The sequence below is a fragment of the Legionella qingyii genome, from assembly GCF_003990155.1.
Lineage (GTDB): Bacteria > Pseudomonadota > Gammaproteobacteria > Legionellales > Legionellaceae > Legionella > Legionella qingyii.
Genome location: NZ_RZGX01000007.1, coordinates 65,932 through 85,167, shown reverse-complemented (window position 1 = coordinate 85,167; position 19,236 = coordinate 65,932). Strand labels below are relative to the sequence as shown.

Below are 19,236 nucleotides of genomic sequence, written 5' to 3'. Positions count from 1 at the left end.
AAAAAGGCATGAAAGAGAATCCATAATATATTATCTATAATTTAATTCATTAAATGAGGTATATTAAAAGTTCATAAAACAAGGAGTGTTTATTATGAGAAGAAATTCCATAAAGAATTTGAGTGGTTTCGTCATCCTTTCTTTTTCAATTCAAGCCGTAGCTAATGATACGATTCGAGTGCATGTCAAAACAAATGAAAAAACAGCGGCCGCATTAGGATATACTGTGGATGGTAAAAAATCAGGGTCTCGCGGAAAATCCTATGAAGGAAAAGGGCCTATAAATAAAGAATATGTATTTGGATATAGAAAAAACTCGGCATTTGGTCCCGATGTTTTATGCGGTTCACACGTTCTAACCAAAGACAGTATTGTAACGTTAATCACTAAAGGTGAACATTGCTCTATTGTAGTAAATAAAATAGGAACCTAAAGAAGCACTTTTATTGTGCATGATGGGTGCGTTTGAACTTTGTCGAAATGGAGCCTATCGGACAGATAGTGCTGCATCCTCCATCATTTGTTCATAAATCAAAACTAAAACGGAACCGTGCTGAACCTCCAAAAAGATTTCCGGCAAGTGAGTTCGATTAAAACACGAGGTTTTTCCTGGAAAGGAAAGATGTGCGTCATTGAGCTCCCATTGCAGACCAATTGAAGATAGGGTTGCCTCAGGTATTCCCATTAATGAAATTTTTGTCTGTACTGGCAATGAAAGATTCATTCTGGAGTGTTCATTAAGCACAAAACCTCTTATAGGTGGAGCATACAAAAGACAGTTTGTTTCCATAAAGATATTCATGTTATTCAGTATATGATCCAAATGCCCACCATTTATGCCAACGATAATAGCTGGCAATAAATCATTATCTTTTAAATAACACAGAGCTTTTTGGTAATCACTGCTGTTTTGATCCGGTGTATGAAGAAAAGGGTGATTTTCCAGAAGAGTTGGGTGTACAGAATCTAAATCTCCGGTAATTAATTGAGGACGAATTCCAAGCTCATATAAACTGTTTGCGGCGCCATCAGCTGCGATAATGGGCAAATTCATCGTCACAAAAAAAGATGAATCGGGTAATTCTCCATTGAGGCATAAAATAGATTGATAGCCGCTTAAATTAATTACATCGTGCATCATAATATCTTTTTAACAAAATAAGCAGCAAACTGACAATCAAACCCACCACATTAGAACTGATTACAAAGAAGGAGTCCGTGCTACTCCCATAAATAATCCAAGCTAAAGAACAAATGAGGTAATTGACTAGCATGATCATGGAAAGATCTTGGGTTGATCGCGTTTTTAATGATTTGATAATTTGTGGTAATAAACCAATAAACGAAGTAACAAAAGCAACACAGCCTGAAAACAAAACAATAGACACATTTTCCTCCGCTCAGACGAATGAGATCAGGTTCAAAGGGTTGGTTTAATCCTCTCAGCCATATAACAGGCACCCCCAATGTACAAATATTATTCTAGCATGAAAGAGCCTAACGACAAAGGTATATTTAGGAATGGCGGGCTATTTTTCACAATTAATTATATATAAAAACAACATATTGTTAATATTTTGTTAAGGTTAAGGATTTAAAATTTGCTCATAGAGTGTTCAATTAGGTAGTGCTTATGGGCAAAGTTATTCTTATTCATGCTAATTGCTGCAATCCTACTGCTAAAGGTGATTTTGCTTTTGCAGCGAATATCGCAAAGGACCTTATTCACGAACTTCAAAATAGAAGTGTAAAAGATATTGATGTCGTTTTAGTGAGTACTCTTGATGGAATAGGTAAATTTACAAGCATGTATGGTGCTGCTGTTAACAGACGTATATCCGTAGAAGATTGCAGCGTTGGATTTTCTTCTTTGGAAGAGTTTGATGCAGTTGAAAATACAGTTGTAGCCTTTATTGATGCGAATCGATGTAAAATTCCGGCAGCAGACCTAGTCAAACGAGTTCTTTCTCCTGAGAGTAAAATATTATTTGTAGGGAATGTCAACCAGCCTCGCCTTGCAGATTCAAATTCACAAACTGGATATCGTATGCAAGCCAGGCTGGAACAACCAGGCCTTTACGAATCGTTTAATGACCGAGATATGATGGTTGGTAGTGCTGGTCTTGGTCAAGATCGATTAGGAGTACCCACTATTGCTAAAGCGGAAGATTTACCAGCGTTAACTAATAATGAGCAGGTTGTCCAGGCATCTCTTCCCAAAAAAAACTATGGATTTATGTATCTTGCAGCGGTAGCTCCTTCTAAAGATTACAAATTAATCGCGCAATACATTAAATTAAGTGGTCAAGACACATATGTTCTGGTTGGGGATTTCACGAGCAAAAAATATGATATTAAATACGCATATGAACATGATACAACTTTAGCCACTCCTAAGCCTTTACCACAAATTGAATACCATCAATCATTACCCTATAAAGTGATGCGTCAAGCAGTGGCTCACGCAGAAAGCCCATTGGTTTTATCAACTGGAGCTACAAGCACTCTGGAAGCCATGCGCGACAAAAAGCTGACTTATTATCAAGATATTTCGAACAACACGGAGTTTGTTGCAGATTATTTACTTGTGTTGAAGTCAATGGTTGCAAGTGATACTTCCCTGTTTGGAGCAATGCCCGATATGATTATTGAGTTATCTGGCTTGCTTTTTGCTAACAAACCCCTTAACCGTCAGGAGATGGAACGAACCCATGAGCTGTTGGAAATATCTCCTGTAAGTTCAAGATTGGCCGATATGAATCAGGCCATTATCGAGCAGGCGAGTGGAAAAATCGCGCCAAAACTTCTTGGTTTTTTAGGTAATTCACGGAAAACCCAAGATCCCATTCAACTGGCTACGGTTTGTGCCTCATTACGTAAATCAGGTGAAATGAGCAACCCAGTGTATGATCAAGCTTTAAGAAGAGCAGCTACATGGGGGCGATTATTTGAACTCAAGGTATTGATTAAATCGATGTCGCTCTCGGAAATGGACAAAGTAGATCCAGCTCATGAGCGTACGGCACTTCATTGGGCCGTTACAAGCAAGAATTATGATTGTGCCAAGGCATTGGTCAAAGCAGGGGTATCTTTAGATCGTCAAGACAAAGAGGGACAAACTCCATTACACAAAGCGGTAAAAAATGGCGATAGAAAGATGATTAAAATGCTTATGGAAGCTGGTGCGTCTGTAGATATTGCTGATAAACATAAAAGCAGTCCTCAAGACTGTGCTCCTGATAGTGGCACCTTATTATTTTTCAAGGATTGCCATGCTCATCTCTATCAACAGACTACTAATGTAGGGTCATTGTAAGTTTTTAACATCGATCTTTTCGATAAGAATGGGAGTACTTAAAAGCCAGTTTTAAGTACTCCCTATATCACGTTGTAATCTACCTTTTTCCCGGATTTATACCCTGGCGATTTTCAATAGGAACTAACTTCTTATCATTGGGTCAATTTGTTTTTATTCTGATCAAATGGTAATGTTTTTTAATCTGTTCAAATGGATTTTTTCTTAGGATAATGGGACCGCGATGTCAGTTTGGTAAAAATTTTTCCTCCGGATTGACATTAGAGTAGGTTATCGATCCTTAAAGACACGTTCCTTGAGGATGTTTTTTTCAGATAAGGAATAAAAAATGAAAAGAATTACTTTATTAATCATTGGATTGACTCTAACTGGTTTAGCAGTTGCGAAAAGTGGGCCCAAAGAGGAGGTACGCCATATTGTGACACTCAATGGCCTAACTCAAGGTGATGGACGATATATTCGAACTGATGTTACTGAGAATGGCCAATATAAATATGGCTATTATTTTTGCGGAACCCGCCATACTGTTGTATATGGTGATATGGTGTTTGCTGATGAGGTGGGTGAATCTTATCGTGTGGAACGAGCTATTAAATTTTCGATTTGTCAGGATGAAACCTTAACTGAGTGTCAAGAATTTGCATCGGATCAGTTCACTATTTTTAAGAATAAAGATGGATATTTAGAAACCGATAGTCGTCCAGTTTTACCTATAAGTGTTGCATCAGTAAAAGATGCGTTTAAAGCATGTCAACCTAATCCAGAAGAAGATAATCGGATGAAAAAAATAATTCATGCGGGGAGCAATTATCTGATTCGTAAAGGTTAATTGGATGTAATCTGGGTTATACACGGCCGCACTGCGACTATGTTGAGAATTTTTGCCATTCCCGAGAAGGCGAGAATCTATTCTTAAATTGGCGCTACGCCTTGCTAGAAATGGGTTCCGCCTTCGCGGGAACGACAGTTTTCCCTTAACTTAATGGTCATGAAGCGCAGCCATAACCCGGTTTTTTTACCGCCAGTCCCGAGTGTAAAGAGGGGCTCTACGTTGTGGCTCTTCACCCTGTCTACAAAAAAATCGATGAAGGCTCCAAATTTTTTCCTAAATCTAGAGCAAAAATAAACAGATTTCACTATAATGCTCCACTGCTTTTTATAGAATGAATATTATGTCCCAACCAAGAACTTCGATTTTGCTTATTGGCTTATTATCTGCCTTTTCATTACTCACATTTGATCTTTATCAACCTTCGTTGCCTTACATCACCAATTTGTTTGGTACAACGCATAGTTTAAGTCAATTAACCTTAAGTATTTATCTGTTTGTTTTTGGTGTGACTCAATTAGTTTGGGGGCCGTTAATTGATCATTTTGGACGACGTCGTTTGTTACCTGGCAGTTTAGTTCTTGCTGTTCTTGCCAGTTTAATTTGTGCTTTTGCGCCGAATATCTTTGTACTCATACTCGGTCGGGCATTACAGGGATTTGCTTTATGCTGTGCAAACCTGATTGCTTTTTCAATCTCGCGAGACTTTGATGATACAGTAGAGCGTGCCAAGGTTCTGTCGTATGTTTCGATGATTGTTTCAATATCGCCTATTCTTGCTCCTGTAGTGGGTTCTCTTATCTTTACTTATTACGGTTGGCAAGCTAATTTCATATTAATGGCGGTGATTGGGATAATACTCTTGCTACAGTCGCGTAAAGGATTATTTGAATCACCATTTTGGACGCAACCCCGGGAACCCTTGATTGTTAAAAAAGTAATTAAAGCCTATCAAGAGATCATTCCATCTCCTACCCTACGGAGTGGTTCTTTCATTATGATGTTTAGTTTTGCAGCCGTAATGCTTTCAGTGATTAATTCGTCCTATATTATTATTGACCAATTTGGTTTTTCACCGTTGGTGTACGGTATTATTTTTATTATTAATGGATTAAATATTATTGTTGGCAATTATTTAGGTATTTGGCTGCGTAAATATTTCAGCATGGCATCGACCATTTATCTTGGGAGTTGGTTTATTATAAGTGGTGGTTTTGCGATGTTAGTATGCGCAGTTTTTTACGAATTCAATTTGTATGCCCTATCTTTTGCTTTAATTTGTAATTTAGGCATTAGTTTAACTGCACCAGCGACTATGTCGATCATGCTTGCAGATTATAAAGAGAATACCGGTCTTGCATTGGCTGTAATTCATACCGTTCGGATGTTTGGTTCATCTGTTTTAACAATCTTAAGTGCCTATTTACTGATGCAAACGCTTAACGCGTTGCCTTTGGGGCTAATTGCTTGTGGTCTTGGTGCGCTTTATAGTTCCTGGCACTTTAACCGTATAACAGCAGAGTCTAATGACTCAGAATTGGGTGAGGTGGAAGCCGCCTAGTGCCTAGCTCAAGCTATTTACCAAAAGTAACGCTGTTTTTTGTATTCCTAAACTAGGTAAATAGCTTCCAAAATTCTTGTCATCAGGGATGAATGATTCCCTTCTATATGTAATTTTTAGAATTTCAGCAGACGCATGTGATATCATTTTGTTTTCACATGTAATTAGTGTAAGCAATGAAAATAAAAATTTTCTTTTATGGATTATTAATAAGTCTTCAGGCTTTTGCAGCTCCTCGCTTTGTACCTGCTGAACCATCTCCAGCTTCTCAATATCAGATCAATGGTCCTGCATTATGCGCAACCGCTAAAGAAACTCTGGCTTATTTAAATAAGGGTAACCGTTATGATCCCCATGTTATTCATGAGGGGAGCGTTTTTCCAGTACCTTTAGCGCGAGTCAAAGCAACTTTGATATTCATTTGCCAACACCAAAACGAATTGAACAATCCTGCATTTATAAAAAAACACTTTGATTTTGTTCGCTGGTATCCCGATCTGGAACAAGTTAAGCCCCTAAAGATGAAAAAACCGCTTCTTGCTCATTTACCTCAAGATAAAATTTTAATGACCAAATATTATGTACATCGTGCAAAGGCGTCAATGAAACGCAGTGCGGCTTATCCGTTTGCTCTTTATGGGCTTCCTCGAGATGAAGAATCACTCACACTCGAAGAAGCAGATGCAAAACCCGAACTGCTACGTTTCCACTATGGTAAGCAAGCCATATTAAAAGGTGCATTGGCGAATAAAAATGTTCCAGTCTTAGCTTATCTCAATCGAGATGACCTGGAGGCGGCATTAATGCAGGGTACGCTTATCGCAGATTTTGGCCCGAATCATCAGACAAAAATCTTTAATGTTCATCGTTGTAACAATATTGCATACGACAAAGCGAAAAACCCCTATCAACAAGAACGTTACTGGTATTTTAAACCGGTAGCAGGGATCAAAGGATATGGAAAAGATGCAGATCATAAAATTACGGTAAATACAGAAGTCACTTTTGCCGCAGATCTCGAGCATTTTGGTTTAGGAAAACTTTTGTTGGTACAATACCCAGATCGAACAGGAAAAATGGTGTCGCGCGCCGGTATTTTTGCTGATACAGGTGGTGCGTTCCAGAATAATTTGTATCAAGTTGATTTTCTAGCGGGGAGTTATTCAGGCAGAGAAGCATTTATCCAAGCGACTCGTTATTTGCCCGATTATGTGGCTGCCTATTTTATGGTATTAAAAAAATGAAAATGGTCCTATTCTGCATATTTTTTATGAGTTCTCTGGCGCATGCATTTTCTTGTTATGATTCACAGAAAATTCATCAGAAACCGATCCAGTTTGATAAACAACGGATTACTTTAACACGGCAGTATCAATTAGCTCATTATGGCATTGACTCAAAGTCAATTGACATTGAACCCAAAATGATCGTCTTGCATTGGACTTGTATTCCTACGCTCAAGGCAACTTTTCGTGTATTTGACCCACCTACATTTCCGCAAAATTCACCGCGGATTAAAGAATTGCCAGGTACTTTGAATGTCTCAAGCCATTTTTTAGTAGATCGCGATGGTAGTATTTACCAGCTCATGCCTGAACACTGGATGGCAAGGCATGTTATCGGGTTGAACCATTATGCAATTGGTATTGAAAATATAGGGGGAATAGATGGTAAGGATGATCTAACCGAAGCGCAAACAAAAGCAAATGCATTTTTAGTGTGTTATCTCAAAAAGAAATATCCTGAAATAAAATATGTTATTGGCCACAATCAATATTTGAATTTTAAAAACACTCCTCTTTGGCTTGAACGAGATCCGAATTATCAAACCGATAAAGAGGATCCTGGCCCCGATTTTCTTAATCGAGTCATGAAATTAGTTTATGGTAGTAAAAATATGCCACGCTGACATGGACTATCGACTTAGCAAAAGAATCAAAAACGTAACCTGGGATCAGCACCATAAAATCCGGGTTTAATGACATAAAATCAATTAATGAGAAAAAATTTATAGGTCACCGTTATGGTAAATCATCCTAACCCCCCTTGTTTTTTTATCTTTGGCTTTGGTTATACCGCCGAATTTCTAGCAAGAGAACTCGCTCAATTGAATTTTAAAGTGGTTGGTACGACGCGAGATAAGCATAAAATTCTAAACAGCACCCAAAAGGAGTACAAACTTATTGATTTTGATGGGGATGAAGTAGCATTCTACTTAAGTAAGACAACCCACATTTTAGTCAGCATACCCCCATCAGAACGAGGAGAGCCCGTCCTTTCCCGCTTTAGCGATTTAATCATACAAAGCAAAGCGCAGATTCAATGGTTGGGGTATCTTTCCTCTACGGGTGTCTATGGAGATCATCATGGTGCGTGGGTAACGGAAGAATCTGATTCTATAGCGGCTGGACCCCAAGCTAAATTAAGGTTGGTTGCTGAGAATAATTGGATGGATTTTGCTAGAACGCAGGGAATTCCACTGCATATTTTGAGATTGGCAGGAATTTATGGACCTCATCGAAATGCAATAGAACGGATCATCGGCGGAAAAAAAGTCAGTATTTATAAAGAGGGACAGGTTTTCTCAAGGATACATGTTGCGGATATTGCTGCAGTAATTCGAGCATCGATAAAGAATCCGCGTCCTTATTCGATTTACAATGTTGCTGATGATGAACCCACGCCGGCACATATTGTGGATGCTTTCGCTGCATCATTACTTAATCGAGCGCCTTTGCCGCTCCTATCCTATGAAACAGCAACCATGTCCCCAATGGAGCAACAATTTTATGCAAGTAATCGTCGAGTTTCTAATGCTAAAATTAAAGAAGAATTAAAGATAAACTTGCTTTATCCTTCTTATCGTGAAGGATTAACTCAACTTTTTAAAGATAGTTATAAGGGAAAAAATTCAGACCTGCGAACTTGGGATGAATAAAATTGCTACAATAAATAAGTAATGCTTATTTGAGTCTGATTCAATGCATGGAGCGATTATGTCTGATGAATTATTGGATGTACTGATAATTGGGGCTGGACCAGTAGGTTTATTTTGTGCAAATGAACTAACTCGTCAGGGTTTGAATTGTCGGATTATTGATAAAAAATCAACAACTAGTGATAAATCCAAGGCATTAGCTATTCATATTCGCACACTCGATCTTCTTAGAGATTGCGGTTTTATCGAAGGAATTCTTATTCAAGGACAAAAGGTACATGGAGTCTTGTTTAAATCCAAAGGGAATGAGTTAATCCATGCAACCTATGCAAATGTTGAAGCAGATTATCATTTTGTTATCGATCTTCCACAAAGTAAAACAGAACAGATTTTCAATCAAGGGTTAATTGATAGAGGATTGCACGTTGAATGGCAAACAGAGCTTACGGAAATAGAACAAAAGTCCAATCAGATTATGTCTACTCTAAAGCATGTTGATGGCCGTATCGAAAAAGTTCAGGCGAGCTGGGTTATTGCGTGCGATGGTTCACACAGTACTTTGAGAAAGCAAGTGAATGCTGAATTTATAGGCTCTTCTTACAAACAAACATGGTGGCTTGCTGATGTGCTGATTGATTGGGAATTACCTGAAGATAAATTTATTCTTTATGTAAGTGACAAAGGTCCCGCTGCGTGTTTTCCAATGGGTGAAAAACGATACCGTATCGTCATGACTGCACCAGAAAAAATTATGAGCCAGGAACCTACAATGGAAGATATAGTGCATACTTTTAAATTGCGATGCACGGATCAAGCCATACTTCATGATCCTGTGTGGATCAGCCAATTCGGTATCGATCATAAACAAATCCAAAAGTATCGTTATGGGCGGGTATTTTTTGCAGGTGATGCAGCTCATGTTCATAGTCCTATGGGGGGACAAGGTTTAAACACTGGGCTACAAGATATCTATAATTTGGCTTGGAAACTGGCACTCGTACACAAAGGATTGGCGCATGACACGTTACTCGATAGTTACCACAGTGAACGTCATCCCATTGCAGCAGGAGTATTAAAAAAAACGGGAGTAATGACTCATTTAATCATGATGACCAATCCATTGCTGATTGCTTTACGCAATTTTATCTTTCGTACAGCCATGTCGTTTGATGTCATGAAAAATTTGATCCTTAACGATCTGGCTGAGTTGACAGTGAATTATGCTAAGAGTCCTATAGTAAATGTTCTGGGTCAAAAGACACAGTTCAAAGTAGGTGAGTTTCTTATTGATTTTCCTCTGATTGATGCCCAAAGTAAGGAGAAAAAGGAGTTACACCAAATAACCCAGGGAACACGACATCATTTATTTTTGTTTACTGGACTTGCCCCTAATAAATCATCTCTCTTATTTGAAATAGCAGTCGCAATGGAGCAGCGATTTAAAGGTTTAATCAAAACGCACATTGTATGCTCCAATCCTGAAATGACATTACCTGCTGAAGATATGTCGCTATTAATTGATGAAAATCAAAAAATGCATCAGTACTTTAAAATCAAACAAGCCACTGCGGTACTGATTCGTCCTGATAAATATATTGGCTTAACCCAGCTGCCAGTAAATAAGGAGGCGTTATTGGGGTATATGGATCATTCTTATTTGCACGTAGGCGGTGGGGATGAATTGTAAACACGCCCTAGTCCTATCGAAGATATTTTATTAAGGTTATTATCTCGGTCGTGAATGTGATTACTTTTAAAGAAAAAATAATGAACAGATTGTGCTTAATGAGCATAATGGGTTGTAATCAACCTAAAAATAGAATAAAAATTGACATGATGCTTTGTATAATTTATTGCATAGGCTGTGACAATCAGTCAAAAGTGCAGTACAAAAGAATTTAACTCCCTTATCAAGGTCACAGACCCTCATAGAACTATGGACTGTTACATGCTGATAGGGAAATGTCTAAACATACATTGAACATATGAGTTGAAATATGCCGTATGAAACATATTTACTGATATGTACGCTAAAAATATTGAATAAAAATAATCAGAAATGGATTAAATACTTTATGAAAATAAAATTACTGGCGCAATGCGTCAATATTTTAAGGAAAAAAAGTACCTTACTATGTTGGCTTTTGGGTTTTGTGTTTTCAGTGAATGGCTTTGCTACTCCAAGTGATGCAGAGCTGATTAAAAAATTACGAGCTATCGAAAAAAACTCGAATACCGTAATGGGGCTTACTGCCATTTATATAGAGAAAAATAAGATCATTGAACATAATAGCTCAGAGCGTTTTTTCATGGCGAGCACCATCAAATTACCCATTGCGATGGCTTTTTTACATCGGGTTGATGAGAAGAAAGATTCATTAGATCGTGTGATTAAAATGGATTCACGTAATTCGGTTCCGGGTTCTGGAGCATTGCATTATTTATTTGAAAAGAAAAAACTGAACATTTCCTTGAAACAAATATTGATGTATACCCTCAAAAATAGTGATAACAGTGCAAGTGATGCATTATTGCAGGCAGCTAGTGGACCTAAATATGTAGCAAAACGAATGAGCGCATTAGGATTCAAGAATACTTATATCAATCGATCGATTATGGAAATGTTTTTGGATACAAATCACGTCGATCATTCATTTTTAAAAAATCGTCAACCGGTCTATTCCTGGCAAAAAATATCGAATCGTGTGCCTCTTAAAGAAAAGCAACAAGCATGGCAACGTTTTCAAAAAGATATACGTGACACCACAACACCGGATGACATGGCAAAATTACTCGTAAAATTATATAAAAAGCAAGCACTCTCAGAATCGAGTACCGATCTTCTAATGAAAATTATGGAGCAATGCCGCACGGGCCGCAGTAGAATAAAAGGGTTACTGCCACCCAATGTGAAGGTAGCTCATAAAACAGGAACTTGGTCAATTTATGAACGGGATTATTTAAGATATCCCGGATCTAAAAAACTGTATCGTTTTGTCAGTGATGTTGGGATTATTACTTTGCCCAAAAATAAAGGACATATTGCAATTGCCGTGTATGTCAAATCAAAATCAGCCAGTGATTACCCACGCAGCCGGGCGATTGCCCTTGCAAGTCGTGCTATTTATGATCATTTTATGAAGTCATAATCTTAATCACTTCAATGCCGTCATCCCTTGTTCCGCTCGGGATGACGGACGCCTGATGCGTTGCACCCAAGCCACAAACTGCTCAAAAAAATATTAGAAAAGCTTCCTTATTTCGTATACTCTGTCACAAAAATAAACTTTGATGGCAAGGAGGTTAGGATGCGCCGTTGTTTGACTTTGGTATTAAATGGACTCATTTTTTTGCTCATGAGTTTTGGTTTATATGCGCAGTTACCCTGTAATTATCAGGATTTATCTGCTGCAGAAAAGCAAAATTTACTATGGAATGAAATCATCTTAAGTAATGCAGAAGACTCATTACCTCCATTAACGGGCAGTAGCTTTAATGAAGTACTCGAAAAATTAAAAGGTCTGTTTAACTTAAAGCCTACATTTGATTATGCCAGTGATGAGCTGCCTGAAGGGCGAGTAAAAATTATTCATGCGAATGGTTCGGTAGGGAAAATCGCTTTGATTCCTGCAGAGGGCCATCCATTCACCGGCATTTATCAATCCGGTGGAATTGGGGTTGCGCGCCTTTCTCTGGCAACTCCGCCCGCTGATGATAATTACATTCCTGGAATGGCAATTAAAATTTTAATCTCCAAGCATTCTTCTCTTAATTTGCATGTAATGAATTTGCTTGAAGGACAAAAAGAGAATTGGAATTATTTTGCAAAAGATTTTTCCAATCAAATCCCGCATCCTACCAGTTGGACTTTGACTGCCATTGAGAAAATTTTTGAATTTACTCGTGACCCGGCGAATAATCTGCCTCTATGGCATTTAGCGGCTTGGACAAGTGAAGGTAAATATAATGGCATTCCAGTTTTTCCTGAGCGACTTTATTTCAGACCAACTGGCTTAGTCAAAGATTTGATTCCTGAAACCTCCAGGGAAGATTTCAGAGTCTCTTTATTACAAGTACCTATGGGACCAATCTATGAAGTATATGGCGAATATCAAGGTACAGAGTACCATATAGGAACATTAATGTTAGAAAGCCCTTTATTGGCATCAAATTATGGTGATAAGACATTATTTTTTCAACACCAACGATAATTTGGTATAGGTCTTGATCTGTATCGACCACAGATCAAGACTTATCCCCTTTAAATAAATACGGTTTTTCATCCTTCACACCTTATTTTGATTTAACAAAAATCATTATCAGTTAATGATCAAACCATTTCTAGAAAGAATGACTTCCAAAGACGAAGCGCAGCGGCCAACAGCCCAGGAATGCAAAGATTTTTTTTTGCAAATTGAACAAAAAATGAAGTTGGATATTGAGCAACCAGAAAATAAAACTCGTTTGGAGTTAAGTAAAAAAATAATTAATCTGGAAGTTTATGCAAATGACTTACAAACAGAAATCAATAAGGAAAGCTCGTTCAGCTCCAAACTGTCTGCAACAGGTTTAATTGCAGATAAACATAAAAAATATGAGGAGACACTGAAAACAATTGCCCTCTTAACTCAAATGTTATCTGCCCCTAAAATTGATGCAAAAGCGCTACAGAGGCAGCAGGACGCATTGTATGAAACAAATAAAAGTGCAAGCGGATTCTTTAATTTTAAAGATCGTTTTCAGCAGATTATTGAAGATATAATGGATGTGACAAAAGAAGAAGGCGATGAGCATATAAGCAATAAAGGCAAACAGATTTGATAGTTGACTCTTAATTCAAAAAGAAAATAACCTTACCTTCTTGTCCTCCTTCCTCATTAAAAGAAAAATAATGATTTCAATCAACGAAATCAAATCAAGACGATTCTCAGCGAGTAATCGGGAACAAGGTAATTATCTTGAAAATTGGGCTTGTCATGAGTGTAATAGGCTTGTTTCGTCAAGCCCACACAAGGGATATAAATCCCTATACATCAGGACTTACGCCCCCCCCCAATCTCTTCGTTAAAAAATGTTTCTAATTCGGTCATTTAGTATATCTTAACCCCCTCATTAAAAACATTTTTTGCCTCGACCTTGGTTTTTTTCGTAAGTACTGTACATGTCATTTTAGAACGAGCATACCTAAATTTAAAAATGAAAGGCAGCCTATCACGCCAAAGGTTAAAGTCATTCCACGGACACGAAATTTAAAATGATGCTTTTCCTGAAGAAACGCATATGCATGGAAAAATCGCCCCAAGACAAAGAAAAAAACCAGGATGGATAGGAGTATCCAATTTGCTTTATTTATTTCTGCACAAAGAAGCAATATTAACGTAAGCGGCACATACTCGCCAAAATTGCCATGCGCTCTTATTGCTTTTTCCAAATCATTACATTCTTTACTGCCAATAGAAATTTTATGTTTTCGACGCAGGGTCACAACATAGATTGAGAGATAAACATAGGCTAGAGCCAACAATGAAGCACTTATGGTTGTTACCGGATACATTTTATTCCTCCAATAAAAATGAAAATAACACGTTCTATAAATCCGTTGTTGCAGAATTTAGGTTTATTATAAAATCATCAAAACACTGCTGAACTTGTTCAAAAGCAAGTAACCATGGCAAATGGCCGACTTTAGTAATTATTTTATTGATATTGTTTTTTCCTTGGAAGCTTTGGTTTTCAACGAATATTTTGGGCGGACAAATAAAGTCATTTTCGCTGGCAATCGTCATTGTTGGTATTGATTCTGGAACCCATTTGCAGGAATAATCCGGATAAAAATGTTCAATAGCATGATAATAAGCCGCATTATTAAAGGCAAAAAGAGCAATGAGTTTCTCTCCTTCCTTCAATTCATCGGCTGTAAAGCAATAATATTTATAAGTCTTCCAAAATTCTTTATAGGTATCATTTGAGGGAGTCAAATGATATTGACTGGCAGCTGGAACCAAATCGGGTAACTGATGCAGCTGTTGCATGGTACTTACATGCTGGAAAAAACTGTTTTTGGTCGTGGTATTCATTAATACCAATCCTGTCAGATGGTGTTTTAGCTCGGGTACGTTTAACGCCAACATTCCTGAAAAACTATGGGTGACCAATACCGGTTTGGGAAAGGATTTTAATAAATCAATTAAACCGCCTTGCCAATATTGAATATCCAGTTCACCTTGAGTATTGGTGCCATCTTTGGGGAAGTCTAAAAGAAAAATAGACCCAGGCAAATGCAATTTGTTACATAAATCAGTGAGGTATTCCGATCCCAAGCCTGGACCTCCAGGTAAGAAGAGCCAGGAATAGCCCAAACCGTTCGTCAATTGCTTTATCCTATACCCGAATTTAGTGTAGTTCATGTATTGCATTACCTCTATTTATCAAGGTGTTATCATAACATATAGATTAGTTGAATTAATGTTGCATTAGCATTTATAGTGAGTTTAAGGAGTTCCATCAACTCGACAGAAGTACGGAGCCATCCATTAAAACAGGGAGTGTATTGTGAAAAAAACATCTCATATCGTTTTTTTATTTCTTTTTTTAATTTCGGCTCATGTACATGCAACTTATCTTAGATACAGTGGTAAATGTCAGTTTACTCTTACTCGCGACAGGTATGCCTATTGCTTGGAGAAAGAAATGGTTTTTTATGACAATAAATTTAGCCAGCTCTATAGTCATTTAACTCCCCATGAATCCCTCGCCGCATCAGAAGCACTGGCAACACAGGTTGTAGAACCCGATTGTGATGCTATAGCAAAGAAAATTGGTGCCGGTTTGGAATATCATATTGCGTTTCGAACCTGCATGATTTACATCACCAAAGAAAAAATTGCCTGCATTAAGAGATTTATCCCCTGCCAAATGTGTTGGGGGAGAAAGTGGGTTAACTCACTAAAAAAACCTTATTTATTCTTAGAGAACGTTTCGATTAATGTATCTGACCCTACTTGATTGATGAGCAAAAGGAAAAGCAATGAGAAAAATTGTGGCCCGGGTTTGGCTACGCTTCACCCAGGCAATTTACCCGCTACTTAATTTGCAGGTGCAGGTTTGGAAGAAGAGGCTGTACTTTCGGCACAAGTATCAGCAACACCATCAATTTCTGCATAATATTGTTTGTCCGTCATATCATTGGATTTTTTGAGCAAATCTACTAATTTGGGTTTAGCACAATCACAAAAAGTATTTATTAATTTTTTATCGTCATCAGTTTGTTTGGGGATGACCAGTGCCCATCGGTTCTGACAATAATCCGCTATATCACTATCTTTTGCTTTATCTAAGCCAACATCCTCTTCTATAGAGTCCATCGCATCATGAAGCAATGTTCTTGATATACAAAGCTGAGCTGCTTTTTGAATGGCGGCTTCATTATCTAATGCTTGTTTTGCTGCACAACCACAATATTTTTCACCAAAATTCTTAAAATCTACTTTGTCTTTTACTTCATCTGCTTTTTTCATCCAGGCATTTGTACAACGAGATTGAAAGTCTTCTGCAGTGTCAGCATAAGTTGATAAGGAACACAGCATTGCAAAAACGGAAATACCGATTCCTTTTAAAAAGAAACGATTCATAGTGAGACACTCCTTGTGATTGTAAATGGTATTATTTCCCTATTGAGAATAGCCAATGTCTTGTAGGTAATCTATATAATTTTTATAAATTTAGTTTTTTATCTTTTTTAGATAGAATTATTTTTTTAAATAAAAAGACAATAAGCATGATGCAAACGGAAGATAAACACTGGTCTCGAGTAGAGTACCTACACGAAAACGTAAAAAATCCCAATATTCACATAAAAGGTTCGCACAGTTACTACAGTGATGCCTGGACAGGTAGTTTTGAAGAAACGGTGGTGAGGTACCTCTATGGGGATGAATTCAGTTTAAGAAGTTGGCAGCCCCAATGGAATATTGATCAGCTCTACATAGGTGATTATGTTTGCATAGCCGCTGAGGTGATTATTATGTTGGGAGGAAATCATAATCACCGAGCCGATTGGTTTTGTCTGTATCCATTTGCAGACAATTATGTCCAGGCATACCAAGGCAGGGGTAATACAATTATTAAAGATGGAGTTTGGCTTGGTATGCGCTCGATGATTATGCCGGGTATTACTATTGGGGAAGGCGCAATTATTGCTGCCAATAGCGTGGTGACAAAAGATGTTGAACCGTACAGCGTTGTTGCGGGTAGTCCGGCTAAACTGGTAAAAAAACGATTTTCAGACGATGTGATTCAACGTCTTCTCAATCTAGATATCTACTCGTGGCCTGAAGAAAAATTTAATCACTTAAAACAGTATATTTGTAGCAATGATATAGCCACTCTGGAAGACCAAAGTCGCGGGTACGATGCGTTAGCCCAGAGGTAAGTGATAATTCGCTTGGAGAAAATAGGCACATTAAACTTGGGCTGGAGTATTCCAGCCCGTATTTAAGCTAATTATTCGAATTACAGATTGCTCTTATTGGATAAGCGCCTAAATTGTTAACCTGTGCTTGAGTGCCAGCTTCTGCCAAGACCGGAATTTGTTGCAGGTTGCTTAGCGTTGAGACTAAAAAATCTCCTTGTTTAAATGTAGTTCCATTGAATGTGCCTTTTCCATGAATTATCTGAATGGAAATTTGGCTTTTTGCGCTTGAAACGGCATGTACCTCACAGAGCATAAAGATTTTTTGATTATTGGTATTCGTTAAAATAGTTGATTGATGAGGGGCAAGATTGATTTCAATTGGGGAAGCAAAAACAGAGGCGCTCACTAAAAACAGGATGTTACATAAAACTTTATTCATAAATCGGTGCATAATCGTCCTTATTACTTACAGGACTTACGAAAAACCCCAATCTCTTTGTTAAAAAATGTTTTTACTTCGGTCATTTAGTCTATCTAAACTCCCTCATTAAAAACATTTTTTGCCCCGACCTTGAGATTTTTCGTAAGTCCTGACTTAATCGAAAATAAAGCTCTTGCCTAAATGGAATTGTTCCATTCATTGCTGCGGTATCTACAAATTGTGCTAGAGCTTTAATTAGTATCCAGAATATATCGTAATTTTGAATATGGGGAAATTAAAAACTTAAATGCTCTTTCCTCGAGTGTTTTTTGAAAAGTTGGTGGTTCAGACTCGATATTTTTGATGCATTCTGCTATCGATTCTGGCTCGGTCTTGTATGAATCAATTTTAAACCTGCAATTGCAGATTTTGTTTCCGTTGCAGCGCATCCAAAAAATCTCTAACAGTATGAACTTCCTTACTAACGAGTTCATCGGCTTTACCCGCTTTAATAAATGCCCTTAATTCTTTACCTAAATTACCGTTTCTTAAAACTGAACAATGATTGGGTTTATTGTACATCGGTCGAGCTTACTAGTCGATTTGAATTTTTATCGAGGAGCGTGAATTAATAAATCAAGAAGATTGAAAAGTTGAATATCTCATGTAAGAATTCGGTGTGAAAATTTTGGACTTAAATTGATAAAGGATGATCAAATGCTAAAAAAACTTCTTATCATTACTTCTTTTTTCTTATTATCCTGCTCAGCCTATAGTATGCCTGAAGAAGAAAAAGCCTATCTTGCCAATCAATGTCATGACGTGTCTCAAACAATCGAAGCGTTAAGCGTTGATCAAACAAACTCTTGTTCATCCATAATCCACGAATCTGCGAAGCTAGTTGATCGCAGTGGGCAGTTCATATTAAAAGAATATTGGTTTAACGCAAGAACGGATTTGCATCGCTCCTATAGATTGTTAACGGATACAACTAAAATGAATTGTAAATCAGCTACAGAACTTTCTAATGCACAAAGAGATATCGATGACATCTTAGAACAATTATATGGGCTAGAATGAGATCTTATTGAAAAGGGTATCTGTATATTATTTAATGTTTTTGATGGCTCGATTTTTAGCAAAGGAAAAGCAAATGAAAATTATTGTAGTCGGTGGAACTGGCATAATAGGAGAAGCAGTTTGTAAAGAGCTGGCACAGCGTCACACAGTAGTCATCGTAGGACATACACATGGCGATTTTCAAGTGGACATTAGAGATACCCATTCAATCGAGACGCTCTACCAATCAGTAGGCTCGTTCGATGCAGTTGTTTCGGTAACCGGGGAAGTGTACTTTGAAACATTAACGAATTTTACTGAAGAACAATATGCTGTCGGCCTGAATAGTAAATTGATGGGACAAATCAGACTGGTATTAGTTGGTCTTAAATACATCAATAAGAGCGGTTCATTTACTTTAACAAGCGGTATTTTAAGTCATGATCCAATTTTGATGGGCACATCTGGCTCTATGGTCAATGGTGCAATCAATTCTTTTGTTAAAAGTGCCGCGATTGAAATGCCACATCATCTTCGTATTAACGCAGTAAGTCCCACGGTCATCACGGAATCAATGAGTCGATATGCACCTTTTTTTCCTGGTTTTGAATCAGTGCCAGCAAGTCGCGTTGCGCTGGCTTTTTGCAAAAGTGTCGAAGGTGCGCAAACAGGGAGGGTTTATTCTGTAAAATAAAATTC

The 19,236-nt window shown here is 37.7% G+C and carries 22 protein-coding genes and 1 riboswitch; of the genes, 15 read left to right on the top strand and 7 right to left on the bottom strand.

Features of this window, described 5'->3' with window-relative positions; all coding sequences use genetic code 11:
• Nucleotides 1-94 precede the first annotated feature (94 nt).
• Entirely contained in the window at nucleotides 95-433 is a 339-nt protein-coding gene (locus ELY20_RS06715; protein ID WP_110141842.1) for a hypothetical protein, read from the top strand.
• Between the two features lie 54 nt (nucleotides 434-487).
• Here ELY20_RS06715 and ELY20_RS06710 read toward each other — a convergent pair whose 3' ends face one another.
• The gene (locus tag ELY20_RS06710; RefSeq protein ID WP_110141843.1) at nucleotides 488-1,138 is read right to left on the bottom strand and encodes a thiamine diphosphokinase; all 651 of its coding nucleotides are present in this window, start codon (nucleotides 1,136-1,138) and stop codon (nucleotides 488-490) included.
• A complete protein-coding gene (locus tag ELY20_RS06705; RefSeq protein ID WP_110141844.1) occupies nucleotides 1,122-1,388 on the bottom strand; it encodes a SemiSWEET family sugar transporter in 267 nt (88 codons plus the stop codon). Before ELY20_RS06705 ends, ELY20_RS06710 begins: the two co-directional genes overlap by 17 nt.
• Nucleotides 1,375-1,475, bottom strand: a riboswitch (TPP riboswitch). It overlaps the preceding gene by 14 nt.
• A 158-nt stretch (nucleotides 1,476-1,633) precedes the next feature.
• On the opposite strand from ELY20_RS06705, the gene ankY reads away from it, so the two are divergent.
• The 10 genes from ankY to ELY20_RS06655 all read left to right on the top strand — a co-directional run bounded on the left by ankY (nucleotide 1,634) and on the right by ELY20_RS06655 (nucleotide 13,465).
• Complete coding sequence (ankY, locus tag ELY20_RS06700) at nucleotides 1,634-3,316, top strand: Dot/Icm T4SS effector AnkY/LegA9 (RefSeq protein WP_110141845.1); 1,683 nt, start codon at nucleotides 1,634-1,636, stop codon at nucleotides 3,314-3,316.
• Nucleotides 3,317-3,644: 328 nt separating this feature from the next.
• The gene (locus ELY20_RS06695) at nucleotides 3,645-4,145 is read left to right on the top strand and encodes a hypothetical protein (RefSeq protein ID WP_110141846.1); all 501 of its coding nucleotides are present in this window, start codon (nucleotides 3,645-3,647) and stop codon (nucleotides 4,143-4,145) included.
• 343 nt (nucleotides 4,146-4,488) lie between these two features.
• Entirely contained in the window at nucleotides 4,489-5,706 is a 1,218-nt protein-coding gene (locus ELY20_RS06690; RefSeq protein ID WP_110141847.1) for a multidrug effflux MFS transporter, read from the top strand.
• 176 nt (nucleotides 5,707-5,882) lie between these two features.
• Entirely contained in the window at nucleotides 5,883-6,950 is a 1,068-nt protein-coding gene (locus ELY20_RS06685) for a hypothetical protein (protein ID WP_110141848.1), read from the top strand.
• The gene (locus ELY20_RS06680; RefSeq protein ID WP_110141849.1) at nucleotides 6,947-7,615 is read left to right on the top strand and encodes a peptidoglycan recognition protein family protein; all 669 of its coding nucleotides are present in this window, start codon (nucleotides 6,947-6,949) and stop codon (nucleotides 7,613-7,615) included. Before ELY20_RS06685 ends, ELY20_RS06680 begins: the two co-directional genes overlap by 4 nt.
• Before the next feature lie 114 nt (nucleotides 7,616-7,729).
• Entirely contained in the window at nucleotides 7,730-8,644 is a 915-nt protein-coding gene (locus ELY20_RS06675) for an SDR family oxidoreductase (RefSeq protein ID WP_110141850.1), read from the top strand.
• A gap of 58 nt (nucleotides 8,645-8,702) precedes the next feature.
• Nucleotides 8,703-10,331: an FAD-dependent monooxygenase gene (locus ELY20_RS06670; protein WP_110141851.1), complete on the top strand. Its 1,629-nt coding sequence runs from the start codon at nucleotides 8,703-8,705 to the stop codon at nucleotides 10,329-10,331.
• A 388-nt stretch (nucleotides 10,332-10,719) separates the two neighbouring features.
• Nucleotides 10,720-11,793, top strand: coding sequence for a class A beta-lactamase (gene bla / locus ELY20_RS06665; protein WP_110141921.1), 1,074 nt, complete (start codon nucleotides 10,720-10,722; stop codon nucleotides 11,791-11,793).
• Between the two features lie 159 nt (nucleotides 11,794-11,952).
• Entirely contained in the window at nucleotides 11,953-12,855 is a 903-nt protein-coding gene (locus tag ELY20_RS06660; RefSeq protein WP_110141852.1) for a hypothetical protein, read from the top strand.
• A 139-nt stretch (nucleotides 12,856-12,994) separates the two neighbouring features.
• On the top strand, nucleotides 12,995-13,465 hold the full coding sequence (locus tag ELY20_RS06655; RefSeq protein ID WP_110141853.1) for a hypothetical protein: 471 nt from the start codon (nucleotides 12,995-12,997) through the stop codon (nucleotides 13,463-13,465).
• Between the two features lie 343 nt (nucleotides 13,466-13,808).
• Here the strand turns inward: ELY20_RS06655 and ELY20_RS06650 are convergent, their stop codons facing one another.
• Both ELY20_RS06650 and ELY20_RS06645 read right to left on the bottom strand, forming a co-directional pair.
• Entirely contained in the window at nucleotides 13,809-14,198 is a 390-nt protein-coding gene (locus ELY20_RS06650) for an MAPEG family protein (protein ID WP_110141854.1), read from the bottom strand.
• A 34-nt stretch (nucleotides 14,199-14,232) separates the two neighbouring features.
• The gene (locus ELY20_RS06645) at nucleotides 14,233-15,060 is read right to left on the bottom strand and encodes an alpha/beta fold hydrolase (protein WP_165831580.1); all 828 of its coding nucleotides are present in this window, start codon (nucleotides 15,058-15,060) and stop codon (nucleotides 14,233-14,235) included.
• A 136-nt stretch (nucleotides 15,061-15,196) separates the two neighbouring features.
• Here ELY20_RS06645 and ELY20_RS06640 point away from each other — a divergent pair, with 136 nt between their 5' ends.
• Nucleotides 15,197-15,649 carry a lysozyme inhibitor LprI family protein gene (locus ELY20_RS06640; protein WP_233590513.1) on the top strand — a complete coding sequence of 151 codons (453 nt, stop codon included), beginning with the start codon at nucleotides 15,197-15,199 and terminating at the stop codon, nucleotides 15,647-15,649.
• Nucleotides 15,650-15,729: 80 nt separating this feature from the next.
• Here the strand turns inward: ELY20_RS06640 and ELY20_RS06635 are convergent, their stop codons facing one another.
• Nucleotides 15,730-16,275: a hypothetical protein gene (locus ELY20_RS06635; protein WP_110141857.1), complete on the bottom strand. Its 546-nt coding sequence runs from the start codon at nucleotides 16,273-16,275 to the stop codon at nucleotides 15,730-15,732.
• 146 nt (nucleotides 16,276-16,421) lie between these two features.
• Between ELY20_RS06635 and ELY20_RS06630 the strand changes: the two genes are divergently transcribed.
• Nucleotides 16,422-17,075 (top strand): CatB-related O-acetyltransferase, encoded by a 654-nt coding sequence (locus ELY20_RS06630; protein WP_110141858.1) that lies wholly within the window; start codon nucleotides 16,422-16,424, stop codon nucleotides 17,073-17,075.
• Nucleotides 17,076-17,142: 67 nt separating this feature from the next.
• On the opposite strand, the gene ELY20_RS06625 is transcribed toward ELY20_RS06630, so the two are convergent.
• Nucleotides 17,143-17,508, bottom strand: coding sequence for a hypothetical protein (locus ELY20_RS06625; RefSeq protein ID WP_110141859.1), 366 nt, complete (start codon nucleotides 17,506-17,508; stop codon nucleotides 17,143-17,145).
• Between the two features lie 378 nt (nucleotides 17,509-17,886).
• On the bottom strand, nucleotides 17,887-18,060 hold the full coding sequence (locus ELY20_RS16760; protein WP_158618867.1) for a hypothetical protein: 174 nt from the start codon (nucleotides 18,058-18,060) through the stop codon (nucleotides 17,887-17,889).
• Between the two features lie 135 nt (nucleotides 18,061-18,195).
• Between ELY20_RS16760 and ELY20_RS06620 the strand changes: the two genes are divergently transcribed.
• On the top strand, nucleotides 18,196-18,558 hold the full coding sequence (locus tag ELY20_RS06620) for a hypothetical protein (RefSeq protein ID WP_110141860.1): 363 nt from the start codon (nucleotides 18,196-18,198) through the stop codon (nucleotides 18,556-18,558).
• 73 nt (nucleotides 18,559-18,631) lie between these two features.
• Nucleotides 18,632-19,231: a short chain dehydrogenase gene (locus ELY20_RS06615; RefSeq protein ID WP_110141922.1), complete on the top strand. Its 600-nt coding sequence runs from the start codon at nucleotides 18,632-18,634 to the stop codon at nucleotides 19,229-19,231.
• Nucleotides 19,232-19,236: the final 5 nt, after the last annotated feature.